This window comes from Methylorubrum rhodinum (assembly GCF_014199935.1).
In the GTDB taxonomy this organism is placed as follows: Bacteria; Pseudomonadota; Alphaproteobacteria; order Rhizobiales; family Beijerinckiaceae; genus Methylobacterium; species Methylobacterium rhodinum.
Genome location: NZ_JACHOP010000015.1, coordinates 60,556 through 74,939 on the forward strand (window position 1 = coordinate 60,556; position 14,384 = coordinate 74,939).

Annotated in this window: 12 protein-coding genes and 2 pseudogenes; 9 read left to right on the plus strand and 5 right to left on the minus strand. The window is 67.2% G+C overall.

The window, feature by feature from the left end; translation table 11 throughout:
* Nucleotides 1-3 precede the first annotated feature (3 nt).
* Together HNR00_RS16340 and HNR00_RS16345 are read right to left on the minus strand one after the other, a co-directional pair.
* Nucleotides 4-378: a helix-turn-helix domain-containing protein gene (locus HNR00_RS16340; RefSeq protein ID WP_024827157.1), complete on the minus strand. Its 375-nt coding sequence runs from the start codon at nt 376-378 to the stop codon at nt 4-6.
* Nucleotides 378-725, minus strand: coding sequence for a hypothetical protein (locus HNR00_RS16345; RefSeq protein WP_210306521.1), 348 nt, complete (start codon nt 723-725; stop codon nt 378-380). Before HNR00_RS16345 ends, HNR00_RS16340 begins: the two co-directional genes overlap by 1 nt.
* A gap of 162 nt (nt 726-887) precedes the next feature.
* Here HNR00_RS16345 and HNR00_RS16350 point away from each other — a divergent pair, with 162 nt between their 5' ends.
* From HNR00_RS16350 to HNR00_RS16360, 3 genes and pseudogenes are all read left to right on the plus strand, one after another.
* Complete coding sequence (locus HNR00_RS16350; RefSeq protein WP_183571202.1) at nt 888-3,113, plus strand: metallophosphoesterase; 2,226 nt, start codon at nt 888-890, stop codon at nt 3,111-3,113.
* A gap of 214 nt (nt 3,114-3,327) precedes the next feature.
* Nucleotides 3,328-4,335 (plus strand): ArdC family protein, encoded by a 1,008-nt coding sequence (locus tag HNR00_RS16355; protein ID WP_183571204.1) that lies wholly within the window; start codon nt 3,328-3,330, stop codon nt 4,333-4,335.
* 355 nt (nt 4,336-4,690) lie between these two features.
* Nucleotides 4,691-6,844, plus strand: a pseudogene (locus tag HNR00_RS16360) (ParB/RepB/Spo0J family partition protein).
* A 174-nt stretch (nt 6,845-7,018) separates the two neighbouring features.
* On the opposite strand, the gene istB reads toward HNR00_RS16360, so the two are convergent.
* Both istB and istA read right to left on the minus strand, forming a co-directional pair.
* Complete coding sequence (gene istB, locus HNR00_RS16365; protein ID WP_183571206.1) at nt 7,019-7,810, minus strand: IS21-like element helper ATPase IstB; 792 nt, start codon at nt 7,808-7,810, stop codon at nt 7,019-7,021.
* Complete coding sequence (gene istA / locus HNR00_RS16370; protein ID WP_183571208.1) at nt 7,807-8,826, minus strand: IS21 family transposase; 1,020 nt, start codon at nt 8,824-8,826, stop codon at nt 7,807-7,809. The genes istB and istA overlap by 4 nt, the downstream gene beginning before the upstream one ends.
* A gap of 513 nt (nt 8,827-9,339) precedes the next feature.
* Between istA and HNR00_RS16375 the strand changes: the two genes are divergently transcribed.
* Entirely contained in the window at nt 9,340-9,660 is a 321-nt protein-coding gene (locus HNR00_RS16375) for a DUF736 domain-containing protein (RefSeq protein WP_183571210.1), read from the plus strand.
* A 348-nt stretch (nt 9,661-10,008) separates the two neighbouring features.
* Here HNR00_RS16375 and arsH read toward each other — a convergent pair whose 3' ends face one another.
* Nucleotides 10,009-10,755: an arsenical resistance protein ArsH gene (gene arsH / locus HNR00_RS16380; RefSeq protein ID WP_183571212.1), complete on the minus strand. Its 747-nt coding sequence runs from the start codon at nt 10,753-10,755 to the stop codon at nt 10,009-10,011.
* Between the two features lie 50 nt (nt 10,756-10,805).
* On the opposite strand from arsH, the gene HNR00_RS16385 reads away from it, so the two are divergent.
* The 5 genes and pseudogenes from HNR00_RS16385 to HNR00_RS16405 all read left to right on the plus strand — a co-directional run bounded on the left by HNR00_RS16385 (nt 10,806) and on the right by HNR00_RS16405 (nt 14,366).
* On the plus strand, nt 10,806-11,162 hold the full coding sequence (locus HNR00_RS16385; RefSeq protein ID WP_183571214.1) for an ArsR/SmtB family transcription factor: 357 nt from the start codon (nt 10,806-10,808) through the stop codon (nt 11,160-11,162).
* On the plus strand, nt 11,155-11,682 hold the full coding sequence (locus HNR00_RS16390; RefSeq protein WP_183571216.1) for an arsenate reductase ArsC: 528 nt from the start codon (nt 11,155-11,157) through the stop codon (nt 11,680-11,682). The genes HNR00_RS16385 and HNR00_RS16390 overlap by 8 nt, the downstream gene beginning before the upstream one ends.
* On the plus strand, nt 11,682-12,107 hold the full coding sequence (gene arsC / locus HNR00_RS16395) for an arsenate reductase (glutaredoxin) (protein WP_183571282.1): 426 nt from the start codon (nt 11,682-11,684) through the stop codon (nt 12,105-12,107). The genes HNR00_RS16390 and arsC overlap by 1 nt, the downstream gene beginning before the upstream one ends.
* An 8-nt stretch (nt 12,108-12,115) precedes the next feature.
* Nucleotides 12,116-13,180: an ACR3 family arsenite efflux transporter gene (arsB, locus tag HNR00_RS16400; protein WP_183571218.1), complete on the plus strand. Its 1,065-nt coding sequence runs from the start codon at nt 12,116-12,118 to the stop codon at nt 13,178-13,180.
* Nucleotides 13,170-14,366, plus strand: a pseudogene (locus tag HNR00_RS16405) (MFS transporter). Before arsB ends, HNR00_RS16405 begins: the two are co-directional and overlap by 11 nt.
* The last annotated feature ends 18 nt before the right edge of the window (nt 14,367-14,384 follow it).

The following is a 14,384-nucleotide window of genomic DNA, read 5'->3' on the forward strand; positions in this document are numbered from 1 at the left end:
GCGTCAGCCCCGTGCGGCTTGCGCGCGCGTCCGCAGGTAATCCGCGAAGCGGCCGAGTTCGTCGCGATCCTGCATCGACAGCGCGGCCGCGCGGCGGGCGAGATGCGCGACATCAACGGGCAAGGCCGCTGCCGCCTCGTCCTCTCCCGTGAAGAATGCGACCGGTTGTCGATAGAGCTTGGCCAAACGCGTCAGCTCGATCGCTTCCACCCGCCGCTGGCCGTTCTCGATATCGGTCAGCGCGGTGCGCGGGATCTTGAGATAGGTCGCGACCTCCTCCTGCTTAAGGCCGAGATATTTGCGGGCTTCGCGTAACCGCTCGCCGAGCCGGCGACGCTCGGCGTCGTCATCGTCCTGCTGGATCGCCGCCTGGGTCATCACTTGCCTCCTTTGCGCTTCTTCCAACAGGCTTCGATCCTCGGCAGAAGCTGCGTCAGCGCCTGGTCGACCGAGCCATAGCCGCCTGTCCGCACCACGCTGTCCGGCAGCTCAATGCCGAGAATCGGCTCGACGACACACAGGATCGAGACCACCACGAGGGAGTCGATCTGGAACGGCGTGCTTCCGATCGCTGGCAGTGTCGGCGGCAGAGCGACGCCTTTGATCGAGGCCTCGGCCTTGACTGCCTTGATCAACTCGCTTCGCAAATCCTTCGCCACCGCAGCCGAAGGAAACGGTGCGACGACCGGAGCCGAGATGGGTGGCGCAAGCGTAGCGGTAGCCATGGCGTCCCTTTCCAGCACTTGCGGCCAATTTAATGTCGGATTTTCCGACATTCAAGGGTGGGACGGCAGAGCACCTGCTCTTGGCGCTTCCGGCCGGTGGAGCTCTCGATACGGTCAGCGGTGGCGTGTGTTCAGCAGCGGCGCGGCTGGCTAAACAGGGACATGGCTGACCGCGCGACCTTTCTTCACATTACCGATGCTCATGTGTCCGCAGCCGGCGCCCCGTTCGAGCGGGATGACCGGAAGGTCGACGTCGCGGGCCTCCCTGCCGCTACCCGCGAAGGACCGCTCGATCTGCTGTTCCGACGCCTGGCCGAGCGCCTGACCAGAGAACGCCGCACGCTCGACGGCGTGTTCTTCTCCGGTGACGCCCAGAGCAAAGGCGCAGCCGGCGGCCATGAGCTCGTCTTCAAGCTGATCGCGGATCATCTCGGCGTCGCGACAGACCGCATCGTCTCTGTCCCAGGCAACCACGACGTACCGCGCGATGCCGATCCCGGCTCTGCCGAACGCTACGAGAACTTCGTTCGGGTCTGGAGCACTCCGGGCTGCGTCGTGCCGTGGCTCGACGGGATCGACGGCTGGCCGGCGATCGCGGCGCCCGAACGGCATCGGCTGGTCGCCGCCGACCGTAGCTGGGCGGTGTTCCCAATCAACACGAGCAATTGGTCTCACGTCACCTCGGTCCTGCCCGAGCCGCTGCAGACCTATTGGAACGCGATCCCCGAAACGCTCGCCCCGGGTGACGCAACCGTGGCGGCGCAGTTGCGGTCACAGCTCCAAGCCCTGGCCCGGTACGACATGGCCCGCGTGTCGGAACACCAGCTCGAGGCCTTACGGGCGATCATCGCCTCAACGCCCCAGCCGGATCGCGGCCGTCAGTTGCGTATCGCGGTGATGCACCACCATCTGCGCTCGCCAAGCCTACGCGAGGAACTGAAGCCCTTCGCGGATATGTCGAACCTCGAACAGGTTCGCGCTTTCCTGCGCGGAAGCGGCATCGGCGTGGTCGTCCACGGGCACAAGCACGAGCATGCCGCCTATTTCGATCACATCTATGCCGGCGATGCCGATGACATGCATCGCGTCCTGGTCCTCTCCGGCGCGACCTTCGACGTCGGCCGTGAGACGGACGCGGTCCGGCTCATCACCCTCGACGGCCTGCCGCACACGCCCGAGGTGACAATCGATGCGATCCCGCTTCCGCGGTCGGGTGCCGAAGACCTGCGGCCGGCTCCGATCATCCGCCGCCTCTGGGCGACCGGCGTCCGCCCCGCCGAGACAGTCCTCGTCTCGCCGGGTGCACCTGTGATCGTCGAGGGAGCCGATCTCGATGAGGTCTACGCGCGCGCTCTGGCCATTGCCGGGACGAACGCGAAGCGGGGCACCCTGATCGTTCACCTCGATCTGCCCGACGACGACGGCAGGACCCTGCCGTTGCCCAGTGCCTATGCCGTACCGGACGATCTCCAAGGCGACGAGCGGCAAGCTTGGCTACGTGAACTGGTGGAGTGGTGGCAGCTCGACCGGTCGCAGCTGGAACCGCGCATCCCCTATCTCCACGGCGCGCGCCTGCGCCGATACGGGGGCAAGATCGACCAGATCGAACGCATCATCGCGCTTCTCAGGACGAAGCCGAGCACCAGGGCGATCGCTGTCCTCGTCGACCCGTTCCGTGACTTCGCTCCGAACGGCGCGGGCGAGGAGTTCGCGTCGTTCTGCCTGGTGGAGTTCCGTCGAAGGGACGCGGATGCCGGCCGGATCGCCGTCGATGCGATCGCCTTCTACCGGGCGCAAGAGTTCGAACGCTGGTGGCCGATCAACATCGCCGAGCTACGCTTCCTGCAACGAGAGATCTGTGAAGAGCTCGGCTATCGCCCGGGTCGGATCACCACCATCGCCGCCGACGCGCGAACGATCTCCCGATCGCCCACGCAGGTCGCGATGCCGATCGTCGATCGATGGCTCGACCAGGCTCCGGAGCGGCTCCACCTCCTTGCCGACGCGCTCGTTCACAAGGCCGTGCAGGGCGACGCCCAGGCCAGCGCCGTTCGCGAATGGCGGCGCTCGCTGGCGGAGCTGCGCACGGCGACCAACGGTTTCAACTCCGATGGCATTCCTGTCGCGATCGAAGGACTGCTCACGCTTGCCGCCTACATCGAGGCGACCGCGACGGTTGGCGATGCGGAGCTTCCCGTCCTGGCGCGAAACCTGGGCGACCGCGCGCGGGTCAACGAGACCTTCGAACATTCGACGCGCTCCCGCGCCTCGTTCAACCGATGGTCGCCGGTGGCGCAGAGCCTCGTGACCGCGCTGGAGCGCCTGACCGACACACGTCTGCCCGACGATCGGCCGAAGGCTGCAAGGGGAGGGGAGGGCGCTGCGTAATGCCGACGAAAGCGCCCTGCCCTTCTCGGAGCGATGACGGATTTTCCATAACGGATGTCATGCGAATGCGTGGTGTGAACGCAAAGTCGAGACTAAAATATTGGTAAGGTGTGTGCGGGCACCGGGCAAGTTCAAGAGCCAGAGGAGGGCCGGAGCGGAGTGCCAGGAAGGATGGTCGGAGAGAAGCTCCGGCGCCCGGCGCGAAAGCTTTCCGATGGCCAGACCCACGTCCCACCGCGCGACCCAACCCGAGCGCACTAACCTCTACCGTGAAATTACCGATCGGATCATCGCTCAACTCGAGGCCGGCTGCGTTCCCTGGGTCCAGCCCTGGGACAGCGGCCCCGGCGCTGTCGCGGTGGCCATGCCGCGCAATGCGGTCACGGCCCGGGCGTATAGCGGCATCAACGTCATGCTGCTCTGGGCGGCCGGCGTCGCGGCGGGCTATCGGGACCAACGCTGGCTGACCTTCCGCCAAGCCCTGTCCCTCGGCGGCTGCGTGCGCAAGGGAGAGCACGGGACCGGAATCGTCTACGCCGATCGCTTCACGCCGGCAGACGAGCGCCGACGAGCCGATCGCGACGGGGGCGCCGTCCGGCAAGTGGCGTTCCTCAAGCGCTTCACCGTTTTCAACGTTGCGCAGGTGGACGGCTTGCCCGCGAACCTCACCGATCCGCTGCCCCCGCCGCGCGAGGACCTCGTCATGCCGCGCTTCCGCATGCTGATGGAGGCCTCCGGCGTCACCATCCGCATCGGCGGTAGCATGGCCTTCTACCGTCCTTCCGATGATGTCGTTGTGCTACCCCCGCCGGAGGCGTTTCACGAGCCGATCAACTTCCACCGTACCGCCGCGCATGAGCTGTCGCACGCTACCGGTCATCGCTCGCGCATAGACCGCTTGATGAAAGGGCCACGCGGCGGCCCCTGCTACGCCCGCGAGGAACTCGTGGCGGAGATTTCCGCAGCCTACGTGTGCGCGAGCCTCGGCATCGTGCCCACCGTGCGCCACGCCGACTACATCGCCGCCTGGCTTCAGGTCCTGCGCGAGGACGAGCGAGCCATCGTGCGTGCGGCCTCTCACGCCAGCAAGGCCGCCGACCGGCTGCTTAGCCGTCTCGCGCTCGCGGAAGAGAGCTCGGAGACGGTCGGAAACGACGGCGAAAGAACGCCAATCCCGGTGACCGCGCGGGAGACGCAGCACCTGCAGGATCGGGCCGCGTGACGCGTTTCGGCGGTTCGCTCCGATCAACAAAAGATACGGGAGATGGAAAGCGGAGGGGGTCGATGCCCCCCGACTATGCGTACTTGGAGATAGGCTGCCACCTTAACCCCAGGCTCTGCGGCCCAACCGAGGAAAGAGGGGCCCTCTCGATCGTTGTAAACTGGCCGGGTCATGGTTCTGACGATGCAAACCTGCGTCTCGCGTCGGCAAGTCGCGAGGCGCTCAGGCTACGCTGATCCAGTCTGCCGTTCTCCCCATCGCGGCGCTGCCCTCCAGAGGAAGAGGGCGGCGCTGCGCGTCGTGACGGATCGAGTTTGGAGGAGAGGCCTCCGGCGCCCGTCGCGGAGACAGTACAATGGCGAATACGGTTCAGAAGATCACCCTGGCACCCGCCCGCCCGATCCCCTTCAACAAGCTGGTGTTGAGCCAAGCGAACGTCCGGCGCGTGAAGCTCGGTCTGCCGGTCGAGGACCTCGCCGAGTCCATCGGCCGGCGCGGCCTGATCCAGAGCCTGCACGTTCGGCCGGTGCTCGACGGTGAGGGTCGGGAGACCGGGATGTACGAGGTGCCGGCTGGCGGCCGGCGCTACCGGGCTCTCGAACTCCTGGTGAAGCAGAAGCGGCTGGTGAAGACCGCACCGATACCCTGCATCGTCTCGGATGCCGCCAGCGGCGTCCTCATCGAGGAGATCTCGCTGGCCGAGAACGTCGAGCGGGCGCCGCTCCATCCCCTCGACCAGTTCCGCGCCTTCCAGGCGATGCGCGAGAAAGGCATGACCGAGGAGGCTGTCGCCGCGGCCTTCTTCGTGCCGGTCAACGTGGTCAAGCAGCGGCTGCGCCTCGCAACGGTCGCGCCCGCGCTGCTCGAGGTCTACGCTGTTGACGGCATGACGCTCGAGCAGCTCATGGCCTTCACCATCACGCACGATCACGCCCGCCAGGAGCAGGTCTGGGAGGCGGTGCGGAATTCCTGGTCGAAGGAGCCTTACCAGATCCGGCGGCTCCTGACCGAGAAGGCCGCGCAGGCGTCGGACAAACGGGTCCTGTTCGTCGGGATGGACGCCTATGAGGCGGCCGGGGGCACCGTGCTGCGCGACCTGTTCCAGGCCGATGGCGGCGGCTGGCTCCAGGACGTCGCGCTTCTCGATCGCCTCACGGCCGAGAAGCTGAAGGCCGAGGCCGAGGACGTCGCGGCCGAGGGCTGGAAGTGGATCGAGGCCGCGATGAGCTTCCCCTACGGTCATCAGTTCGGCCTTCGTCGGATCGACGGGGAGCCCGTCGAGACGACAGAGGCGGAGCAGGCGACGATCGACGCACTCACGGCCGAACAGGAGCGGCTCGTCGCCGAGCATGGTCAGGAGGACGAACTGCCGGAGGCGGTCGACGACCGGCTCGGCGAGATCGAGGCAGCGCTCGAGGAGCTGGCGAACCGCCCGTTGCGCTACGATCCGGCCGAGATCGCCTGCGCAGGCGCCTTCGTTGGCCTCGGCCATGACGGCCGGTTGCGGGTCGAGCGTGGTTACGTCCGACCTGAGGACGACGTGCCAGCTACTCCGGCCTCGGAGAGCGAGGGCGACACCACGGGCGGCGAGACCGACCGAGATGGTGCGCCCGCGCAGCCGGCGGTGCAGCGGGCCGTCATCACCATCGGGGGGACGTCGCCCGCTCACGAACCGGAGGAGGAGGACGGCATCCGGCCCCTTCCCGAACGCTTGATGGCGGAGTTGACGGCGCACCGTACGCTGGCGCTGCGCGATGCAGTGGCGAGCCGTCCACAGGTCGCGCTGACGGCGCTGCTGCACAAGCTGGTGCTCGACACCTTCCGCGTCCGCTCGGGATCGGGCTGCCTCGAGGTCTCGGTCCGAGAGGTCCACTTCACCGCGCAAGCCGATGACCTTAAGGACAGCGCCTGCGCCCGCGCCATCGCCGAGCGTCATGCGAGTTGGGAGGCCGAGTTGCCCGCCGAGAGCGATGCGCTCTGGGACTCGCTCGACGCGCTCGACGAGGCGAGCCGCCTGGCCTTGCTCGCGCACTGCGTCAGCTTCGGGGTCAATGCTCTTCACGAGAAGCCGAACCCCTACGGCGGGATGGGCGTCTCGGAGCACGGGCTGCGGGTCCGCCTCGCCCAAGCCGACCGGCTCGCGCGAGCGACGGACCTCGACATGGTCTCCGCCGGATGGCGGCCCACCGTGGCGAACTATCTCGACCGCGTCACCAAGGCGCGGATCCTGGAAGCCGTACGGGAGGGGTCAGGCGAGCGGGCGGCGCAGCTCATCGATCACCTGAAGAAAGGCGACATGGCGAAGGAGGCCGAGCGCCTGCTCGCGGACACCGGCTGGCTGCCCGAGCCGCTGCGCCTCGCCGTAAGTAACAGCGAGCCAGCCGCGACCGCAGAGTGTGACGCCGATTCCTGCGGAACGTAGGAGGCTGACGCGCTACCGCCTTTCCTGGCCGCCGACGCCGAGGAGGACGGTCCGGTGGCCGAGTCCTACGACGTCGCCGCGGAGTAGGCGTCACGCCAGACCGGACAAGCGGCTTCGGGCACAGGCCCGGAGCTGGCCCTCCTCGCCTGACCCTGACATCGTTGTCAACGCCGGTTGAACTCTGACCCGCTTTCGTCCTGCTCGCCGATTGGAATCTGACCCATCCTGCTTCCAGGTAGGCATGCCCACCCGGAAGCCGCGTCAGGCCGCTGCCTTTTCCCGTGCTGGTCGGGCGATCAGGCCAGCGCGCCGCTTGCCCTTGAGCCGATAGCTCTCGCCCTGGATCGTCACGACCGTGGCGTGATGGAGAACCCGGTCGAGCATGGCGGCGGTGAGGACCGCCTCGCCGGCGAAGGCCTGGTCCCACGAGCCGAAGGTCAGGTTCGAGGTCAGGATCATCGAGCCGCGCTCGTAGCGCTTGGCGACGACCTGGAAGAACAGGTTCGCCTGCTCGCGCCCCAGCGGCAGGTAGCCGATCTCGTCGACGATCAGGAGCCTGTAGAGGTTCACGGCCCGGTGCATCGCCTCCTTGATCCGGCCCTGGCGCTGCGCCGTCTCGAGGGCGAGAACGAGATCGGCGGCCGTCGTGAAGCGGACCTTCCAGCCGCGCTGGGTCGCCGCGTAGCCGAGCGCGATCGCCAGATGCGTCTTGCCGACGCCGCTCGGGCCCAGGAACACGACGTTCTCGCCTCGCTCCACGAAGGCGAGGCTCGCCAGTTCCTGGATCTGCTGCCGCGGTGCGCCGGTCGCGAAGGCGAAGTCGAAGCCATCCAGCGTCTTGACGGCCGGGAAGCCCTCCACGCGCGCGAACATCTCACGGGCCCTTGCCCGTCGCGCATCCCGCTCACCTCGCAGCACCTCCTCCAGGAACGCCGCATAGGAGATCTCCCGCGCCACGGCGCCCTGGGCCAGCGCGCCGTAGAGGTCCGGGACCGCGCTCAGCCGCAGCTCCGCGCAGAGCTCGGCCAGTCGGGCATGCTGAAGGTCGCTCATGCCAAGCCTCCCGCGAACGCATCGTAGAACGACAGAGGATGCTGCAGGCCGAGGATCGGGCGCGGGATCACCGTCTCGACCGCACGCACGATCCGTCCACCGTAGGGCGCCGGCACGGGCTGAAGATGGGTGCGCTCGACGGCCAGACGCTCGGCTGGAACAGCGCCCGTCGTTGCGTGAACGCGCGGGTTGGCGACCTCACGAAGCCAGCGCGCGGCCGCGACGTTGGCCGCTTCGCGGTCGACGACGAGCCCATCCTGAGCCAGCCGGCTCGCGAGCGGAACGTAGAAGCTGCCGCGCAGGTAGCGGATGAACCGCTCCACCTTGCCCTTCGTTTGTGCCCGGTAGGGCTGGCATAGCCGAGGCCGGAAGCCGCAATGCCGGGCGAAGTCGCCAAAGGCGGGATTAAAGCGATGGCGCCCCGTCCCGTAGCCGTGCCGCTCCGCTACGACCGTGCGCATGTTGTCGTAGAGCACCTCCCGCGGCACCCCGCCGAAGAACAGGAACGCGTTCTCGTGCGCGGCGATCAGGGTCTCGATCCGCTCGTTGGCTACGAACTCGACATAGGCGGCCCGGCTCCAGCCGAGCGTGGCCACGAACACCGACAGACGGTCGCGCCCGCGCCGGATCGTAGCCCAGTCGACCTGCATCTGCTCGCCGGGCGCCGTCTCGAAGCGCAGCGCCGGCAGCGCGACCGGCCGCGGCCTGAGCGAGGCCATGAAGACCTTCAGCATCGTGATCCCGCCAGCGTAGCCCCGCTCACGCAGCTCGATGATCAGCACCGTCGCCGGGATCCGCTCCGGTGCCGCAGCATCAAGCCGCTGGCTGACGTAGCCCTTGAACGGGTCGAGCTTGGTCGCCCGAACCGGACGCGCCTTGTAGCGAACCGCCGCCTCGTCGCGCAGGTACCGCCGCACCGTGTTGCGCGACACGCCCGTTTCTCGGGCGATCGCCCGAACGCCCTTCCCATGTCGATGCAAAACCCGAATCTCCAACGCCGCCTCCGCTCCCACCACACGGGCCTCCTCCGTCCAGAGGAGCCCAAACCTACAGAGTGGGTCAGCATTCAATCGGCGACCGGGTCAGTTTCACATCGGCGGCTACATCGTAAAAGCGGCAGCGCCATCAGCCGCCTTATGGTGCTGGAACGGGATGTGGATCGCGAGGTGCTCAACCAAGCGCCGATCGGATGCTGAACCCGTCACGGCGGTCCCTGAAGCGGCGTGTCACCAGCCTCTCCGTGATGGTCCTGTCGCAGCCCGGTGACCGCGCGGCCTCTCTCATGGCCTGATCTGGCTGGGGACGGCTGACGCCTCGTCCGGCTTAGCCGCAACGGCGGCCGGCCAAGTTTCTTCCCCTGCTGCGCTGACGCTCTCGCATTCCTCGCGGGACAACAAACCCGCCCGCCAGCCGTCCTCCACTGACGCTCCAGCCTGCACACGCAGGTGCGGCGCCGGTCGCCTCCGGCCTCACCGATCGCCATCGAGGCCGCGGCGGTCGCGGGCTCGGAACAGACACGGAGACATCCCATGGCGAACATCGGCAGCTTCACCAAGATCGAGGAAGGCTTCACCGGCCAGATCGTTACCCTCTCGGTCCAGGCTCGCAACGTCCGGATCGTCCAGGATCCCCGCGCCGCCGGCGAGAACGCCCCGAGCCACCGGGTCTATGTGGGTCGGGCCGAGATCGGAGCCGCATGGTCCAGGCGCTCGAACGAGGGCCGCGAGTACCTCAGCCTGAAGTTGGACGATCCGAGCTTCACGGCGCCGATCTACGCGAACCTCTTCGACGACGGAGAGGGTGAGGGCTACTCGCTGATCTGGTCCCGGCCTACGGGGCGCCGGGACTGAGAGTCGCTGCGGTGCCTCGTCTGGTCATGCCGGGCGAGGCGCAGCCGTCTCCGGTCAGGTCATCTCTTCGTCATAAATGAAAGTCGGAAATCACAGATCCGATTTTGCTTCGAACGTCTGCTGTAGGTTGATTTGCAACTGCCCGCTTCCGAGCAGCAGATGCATTATAGCGGACGTCGACCTGCCACCCGCTTGGAACCCAAATCAGCCTCTTAAATCCGTTCCGGCAACGGTCAGATTAGCCAGAAAGCCGCCTCTCCGCGAGTTCATTGAGACATCTGCGTGCCTGCTTGGCATCTGAGTGCAGCACAGGGCAAACTACTTGATTTTGCACGTTCGCCGGCCGCGTTATCGCTTCGCGAAACCGATATCGGCCGCAACCGCCTTCAGCCGCTCAGGCTCCTGCTCCTTCCGCTCGCTGTAGCGGTCGACGAGGTACTCGGCCCGCTCGCGGGTGAGCAGCGTGAACTTCATCAGCTCCTCGCAGACGTCGACCACGCGGTCGTAGAGCGACCCAGGCTTCATCCGGCCGGCGTCGTCGAACTCCTTGTAGGCCATCGGCACCGAGGACTGGTTCGGGATCGTGATCATCCGCATCCAGCGGCCGAGCACGCGCAACGAGTTCACGGCGTTGAACGACTGCGAGCCGCCCGAGACTTGCATCACCGCAAGGGTGCGTCCCTGCGTCGGCCGCACCGAGCCCTCGCTCAAGGGCAGCCAGTCGATCTGGCTCTTCATCACACCGGTCAGGTTGCCGTGACGCTCCGGCGAGACCCAGACGTGCCCCTCTGACCAGAGCGAGAGCTGCCGCAGCTCCTGCACCTTCGAGTGATCGGCCGTCGTGTCGTCGGGCAGGGGCAAGCCGTGTGCGTGGAAGATCCGCACCTCGCCGCCCATCGCCTCCAGCAGCCGCGCCGCCTCGTAGGCGAGGAAGCGGCTGAACGAGCGCTCGCGTAGCGAACCGTAGAGGATCAGGAAGCGCGGGGCGTGAGTGACGGGCGTGACGGCATAAACGCGGTCACTCGTCGGCGCCTCGAAGTGCGCCTCGCTCACGTTCGGCAGACCATCGGTGAAGGGCTGATCGGGCTTGTACACGAACTCACTATCATCTACGTCTCAACACATGTTGAGATGTTGGACTGACTATGGACGAACCGCAAGCCCTCGTCGCCTTCGCGGCCCTGTCGCAGGAAACTCGCCTGCGCGTCGTCCGGAACCTCGTCACGGCCGGTCCTGACGGTCTGGCAGCTGGTGTGCTCGGCAGCGAGATCGGGGTCTCGACCTCGAACCTGTCTTTTCACCTGAAGGAGCTGGAGCACGCCGGGCTCATCCAATCGCGGCGCGAGGGCCGCTCGATCATCTACAGCGCCGTTTACCCGACGATGTCGGCGCTCATCGCCTTCCTGATGAAGGATTGCTGCCAGGGCCGCCCCGAGGTGTGCGCGCCGGCTGTCGCAGCCCTGGGCGACTGCTGCGCTCCTGAAGAGGTGCTTCATGCCTGATCGCGTCTACAACGTGCTGTTCCTCTGCACCGGCAACTCGGCCCGCTCGATCCTGGCCGAGGCGATGCTGAACAAGGAGGGACAGGGCCGCTTCAGGGCGTTCTCAGGCGGCAGCCAGCCGAAGCCAGACGTAAACCCGCTCGCCCTGCAGGTGCTGCGGGAGACCGACTACCCGATCGAGGGGCTGCGCTCGAAGAGCTGGGACGAGTTCGCCCGGCCCGACGCGCCGATCATGGATTTCGTCTTCACGGTTTGTGGCAACGCCGCCGGCGAGACCTGCCCGTACTGGCCGGGCCAGCCGGTGACGGCGCACTGGGGCATCGAGGATCCCGCCGCCGTCGAGGGCACCGACCTCGAGCGCATGACGGCCTTCGTGACGGCCCAGCGCTACCTTAAGAACCGCATCGCGGCCTTCGTCGTCCTGCCGATCGCCAGCCTCGACAAGGTCGCGCTCAGGTCGCGCGTTCGCGAGATTGGCCAGCAGACGGGCGCCACCTCGCCCCGTCCGGAGGTCGCATGATGGACGTCGTGATCTACCACAATGAGGCCTGCGGCACGTCCTGCAACACGCTAGCGATGATCCGAAATGCCGGCATCGAGCCGCACGTCGTCGAGTACCTGAAGACGCCTCCGACACGGGCGCTCCTGTGCTGGCTGATCGACCGGGCCGGGATCACCGTGCGCGGCCTCCTGCGCGCGAAGGGCACGCCCTATGCGGAGTTGGGGCTCTCCGATCCGTCGCTGACCGACGACCAGCTGCTCGACGCGATGATGGAGCACCCGATCCTGATCAACCGGCCGCTCGTGGTCAGCCCGAAAGGCGTGCGCCTCTGCCGTCCCTCCGAGGCCGTTCTGGATCTCGTGCCGGCGCAGCGGGGCGAGTTCGTGAAGGAGGATGGCGAGCGCGTCACCGACGAGCACGGTCGCCGCGTCGCCACCGCTTGAGGAATCCCATGAGCACGTTCGAGCGCTACCTGACCATCTGGGTCGCCCTCTGCATCGTGGCCGGCATCGCGCTCGGCCACGTCATGCCAGGCGCCTTCCACGCTGTCGGCGCCGCCGAGATCGCCAAGGTGAACCTGCCTGTCGCGGTGCTGATCTGGCTCATGGTCATCCCCATGCTGCTCAAGATCGACTTCGCTTCGTTGCGCCACGTCGGTCGGCACTGGCGCGGCATCGGCGTGACGCTCTTCATCAACTGGGCCGTCAAGCCGTTCTCGATGGCGCTGCTGGGCTGGCTGTTCATCGGCTACCTGTTCCGGCCCTACCTGCCGGCCGACCAGATCGACAGCTACATCGCCGGCCTGATCATCCTGGCGGCAGCGCCCTGCACCGCGATGGTGTTCGTGTGGTCGAACCTGACGCGCGGCGAGCCGCACTTCACGCTTAGCCAGGTCGCGCTGAACGATACGATCATGGTCGTCGCTTTCGCGCCGATCGTCGGCTTGTTGCTCGGGCTCTCGGCCATCACCGTCCCTTGGGGCACGCTGGTCCTCTCGGTCGTGCTCTACATCGTCATCCCGGTTGTGATCGCGCAGGTGATCCGGCGCAGCCTGCTGGCCTCGGGCGGGCAGGCGGCCCTTAACCGGCTCCTGGCCAAGCTCGGCCCGATCTCGCTCGTGGCGCTCCTGGCCACGCTCGTCATGTTGTTCGGCTTCCAGGGCGAGCAGATCCTGGCGCAGCCCGCGGTCATCGGCCTGCTGGCTGTACCGATCCTCATCCAAGTGTACGCGAATTCCGGGCTGGCCTACCTCCTGAACCGGGCGGCCGGCGAGGAGCATTGCGTGGCTGGTCCCTCGGCGCTGATCGGTGCCTCGAATTTCTTCGAGCTGGCCGTGGCCACCGCCATCAGCCTGTTCGGGTTCAACTCGGGCGCGGCTCTGGCTACTGTCGTCGGCGTTCTCATTGAGGTGCCGGTGATGCTGACGGTGGTCTGGATCGTGAACCGCTCCAAGGGGTGGTACGAGCGCGGCGCTTCACAGAGCGCGGCCCTCAAGCCTGCCTCTCGTGAGATCTGACGCCATCGGCCATCATCGTCTGCTGGTGATCAGCGCCCTGGGCGTAGTGCAGATCCTCGCCTGGGGCTCGTCGTTCTACCTGCTCGGCGTGCTCGCCGGCCCGATTGAGGCCGACACAGGCTGGGCGCTCGCCTGGGTCTTCGGCGGTCTGACCCTGGGTCTGCTCGTCGCCGGCCTAATCTCGCACAGCGTCGGCCGGCTCATCGGCGAACGCGGCGGCCGGCCGGTGCTGGCGGCCGCGGCCGTGGTGCTGGCTTGCGGGCTCGTTGTGATCGGCGCGGCGCCGTCGCTGCCCGTGTTCCTGGCAGGCTGGGCACTGCTCGGCCTCGGAATGGGCTGCGGGCTCTACGATCCGGCCTTTGCAACGCTCGGCCGGCTCTACGGCGCGGAGGCGCGGCCTGCGATCACCACGCTGACGCTGTGGGGCGGCTTCGCCAGCACGGTCAGCTAGCCGCTATCGGCCTTCCTGCTCGACCATGTCAGCTGGCGAACCGTGTGTTTCATCTACGCCGGGCTGCAGCTCACGGTGTCGCTCACTCTGGTCCTCCGGCTCGTTCCGCCCGTGCCGGATCGGGCGGCCGACGCGGTGGCCGCTCCTCCGCCGGCCGTGGACCTTGCGCCGCGCGAGCGCTGCCCATTCCTGCTGATGGCCGGTGTGTTGATCCTCGGCGGTGCGGTGATGAGCCTGTTCTCGGCACATGTGCTGACGCTTCTGCAGGCGCGGGGCGTGCCGCTGGCCTCGGCCGTCACCTACGGCACGCTGATCGGGCCGTCCCAGGTCGCGGCTCGGGTGGTCGAGATGGCGTTCAAGGGCCGACATCATCCGCTTTGGACTCTGACGGTAGCGATGAGCCTCGTCGCCATCGGAGTCTTGATGCTGGCCCTCGGCCTGCCGCTGGTCGCCCTGGCCGTCATCCTGTACGGCGCCGGCAACGGGATCTATTCGATCGCGCGGGGTACGGTGCCACTCGCGCTCTTCGGTCCCGAGCGTTACGCGCCGCTGGTGGGACGGCTCGCTCGGCCGAGCCTGATCGCCCAGGCTCTCGCTCCTCCCCTAGGCGCCTCCGTGCTCGCTCAAGGTGGAGCCGGGGCCACGTTCGGCTTGCTCGCCGTCATGGCGCTGCTCAACGTCGGTTTAGTAGGCGCGCTTTGTCAGACGAAAAGAGGGAAGCGTGGCGCTTTTTGAGGTGTGAGGGAAAACTCG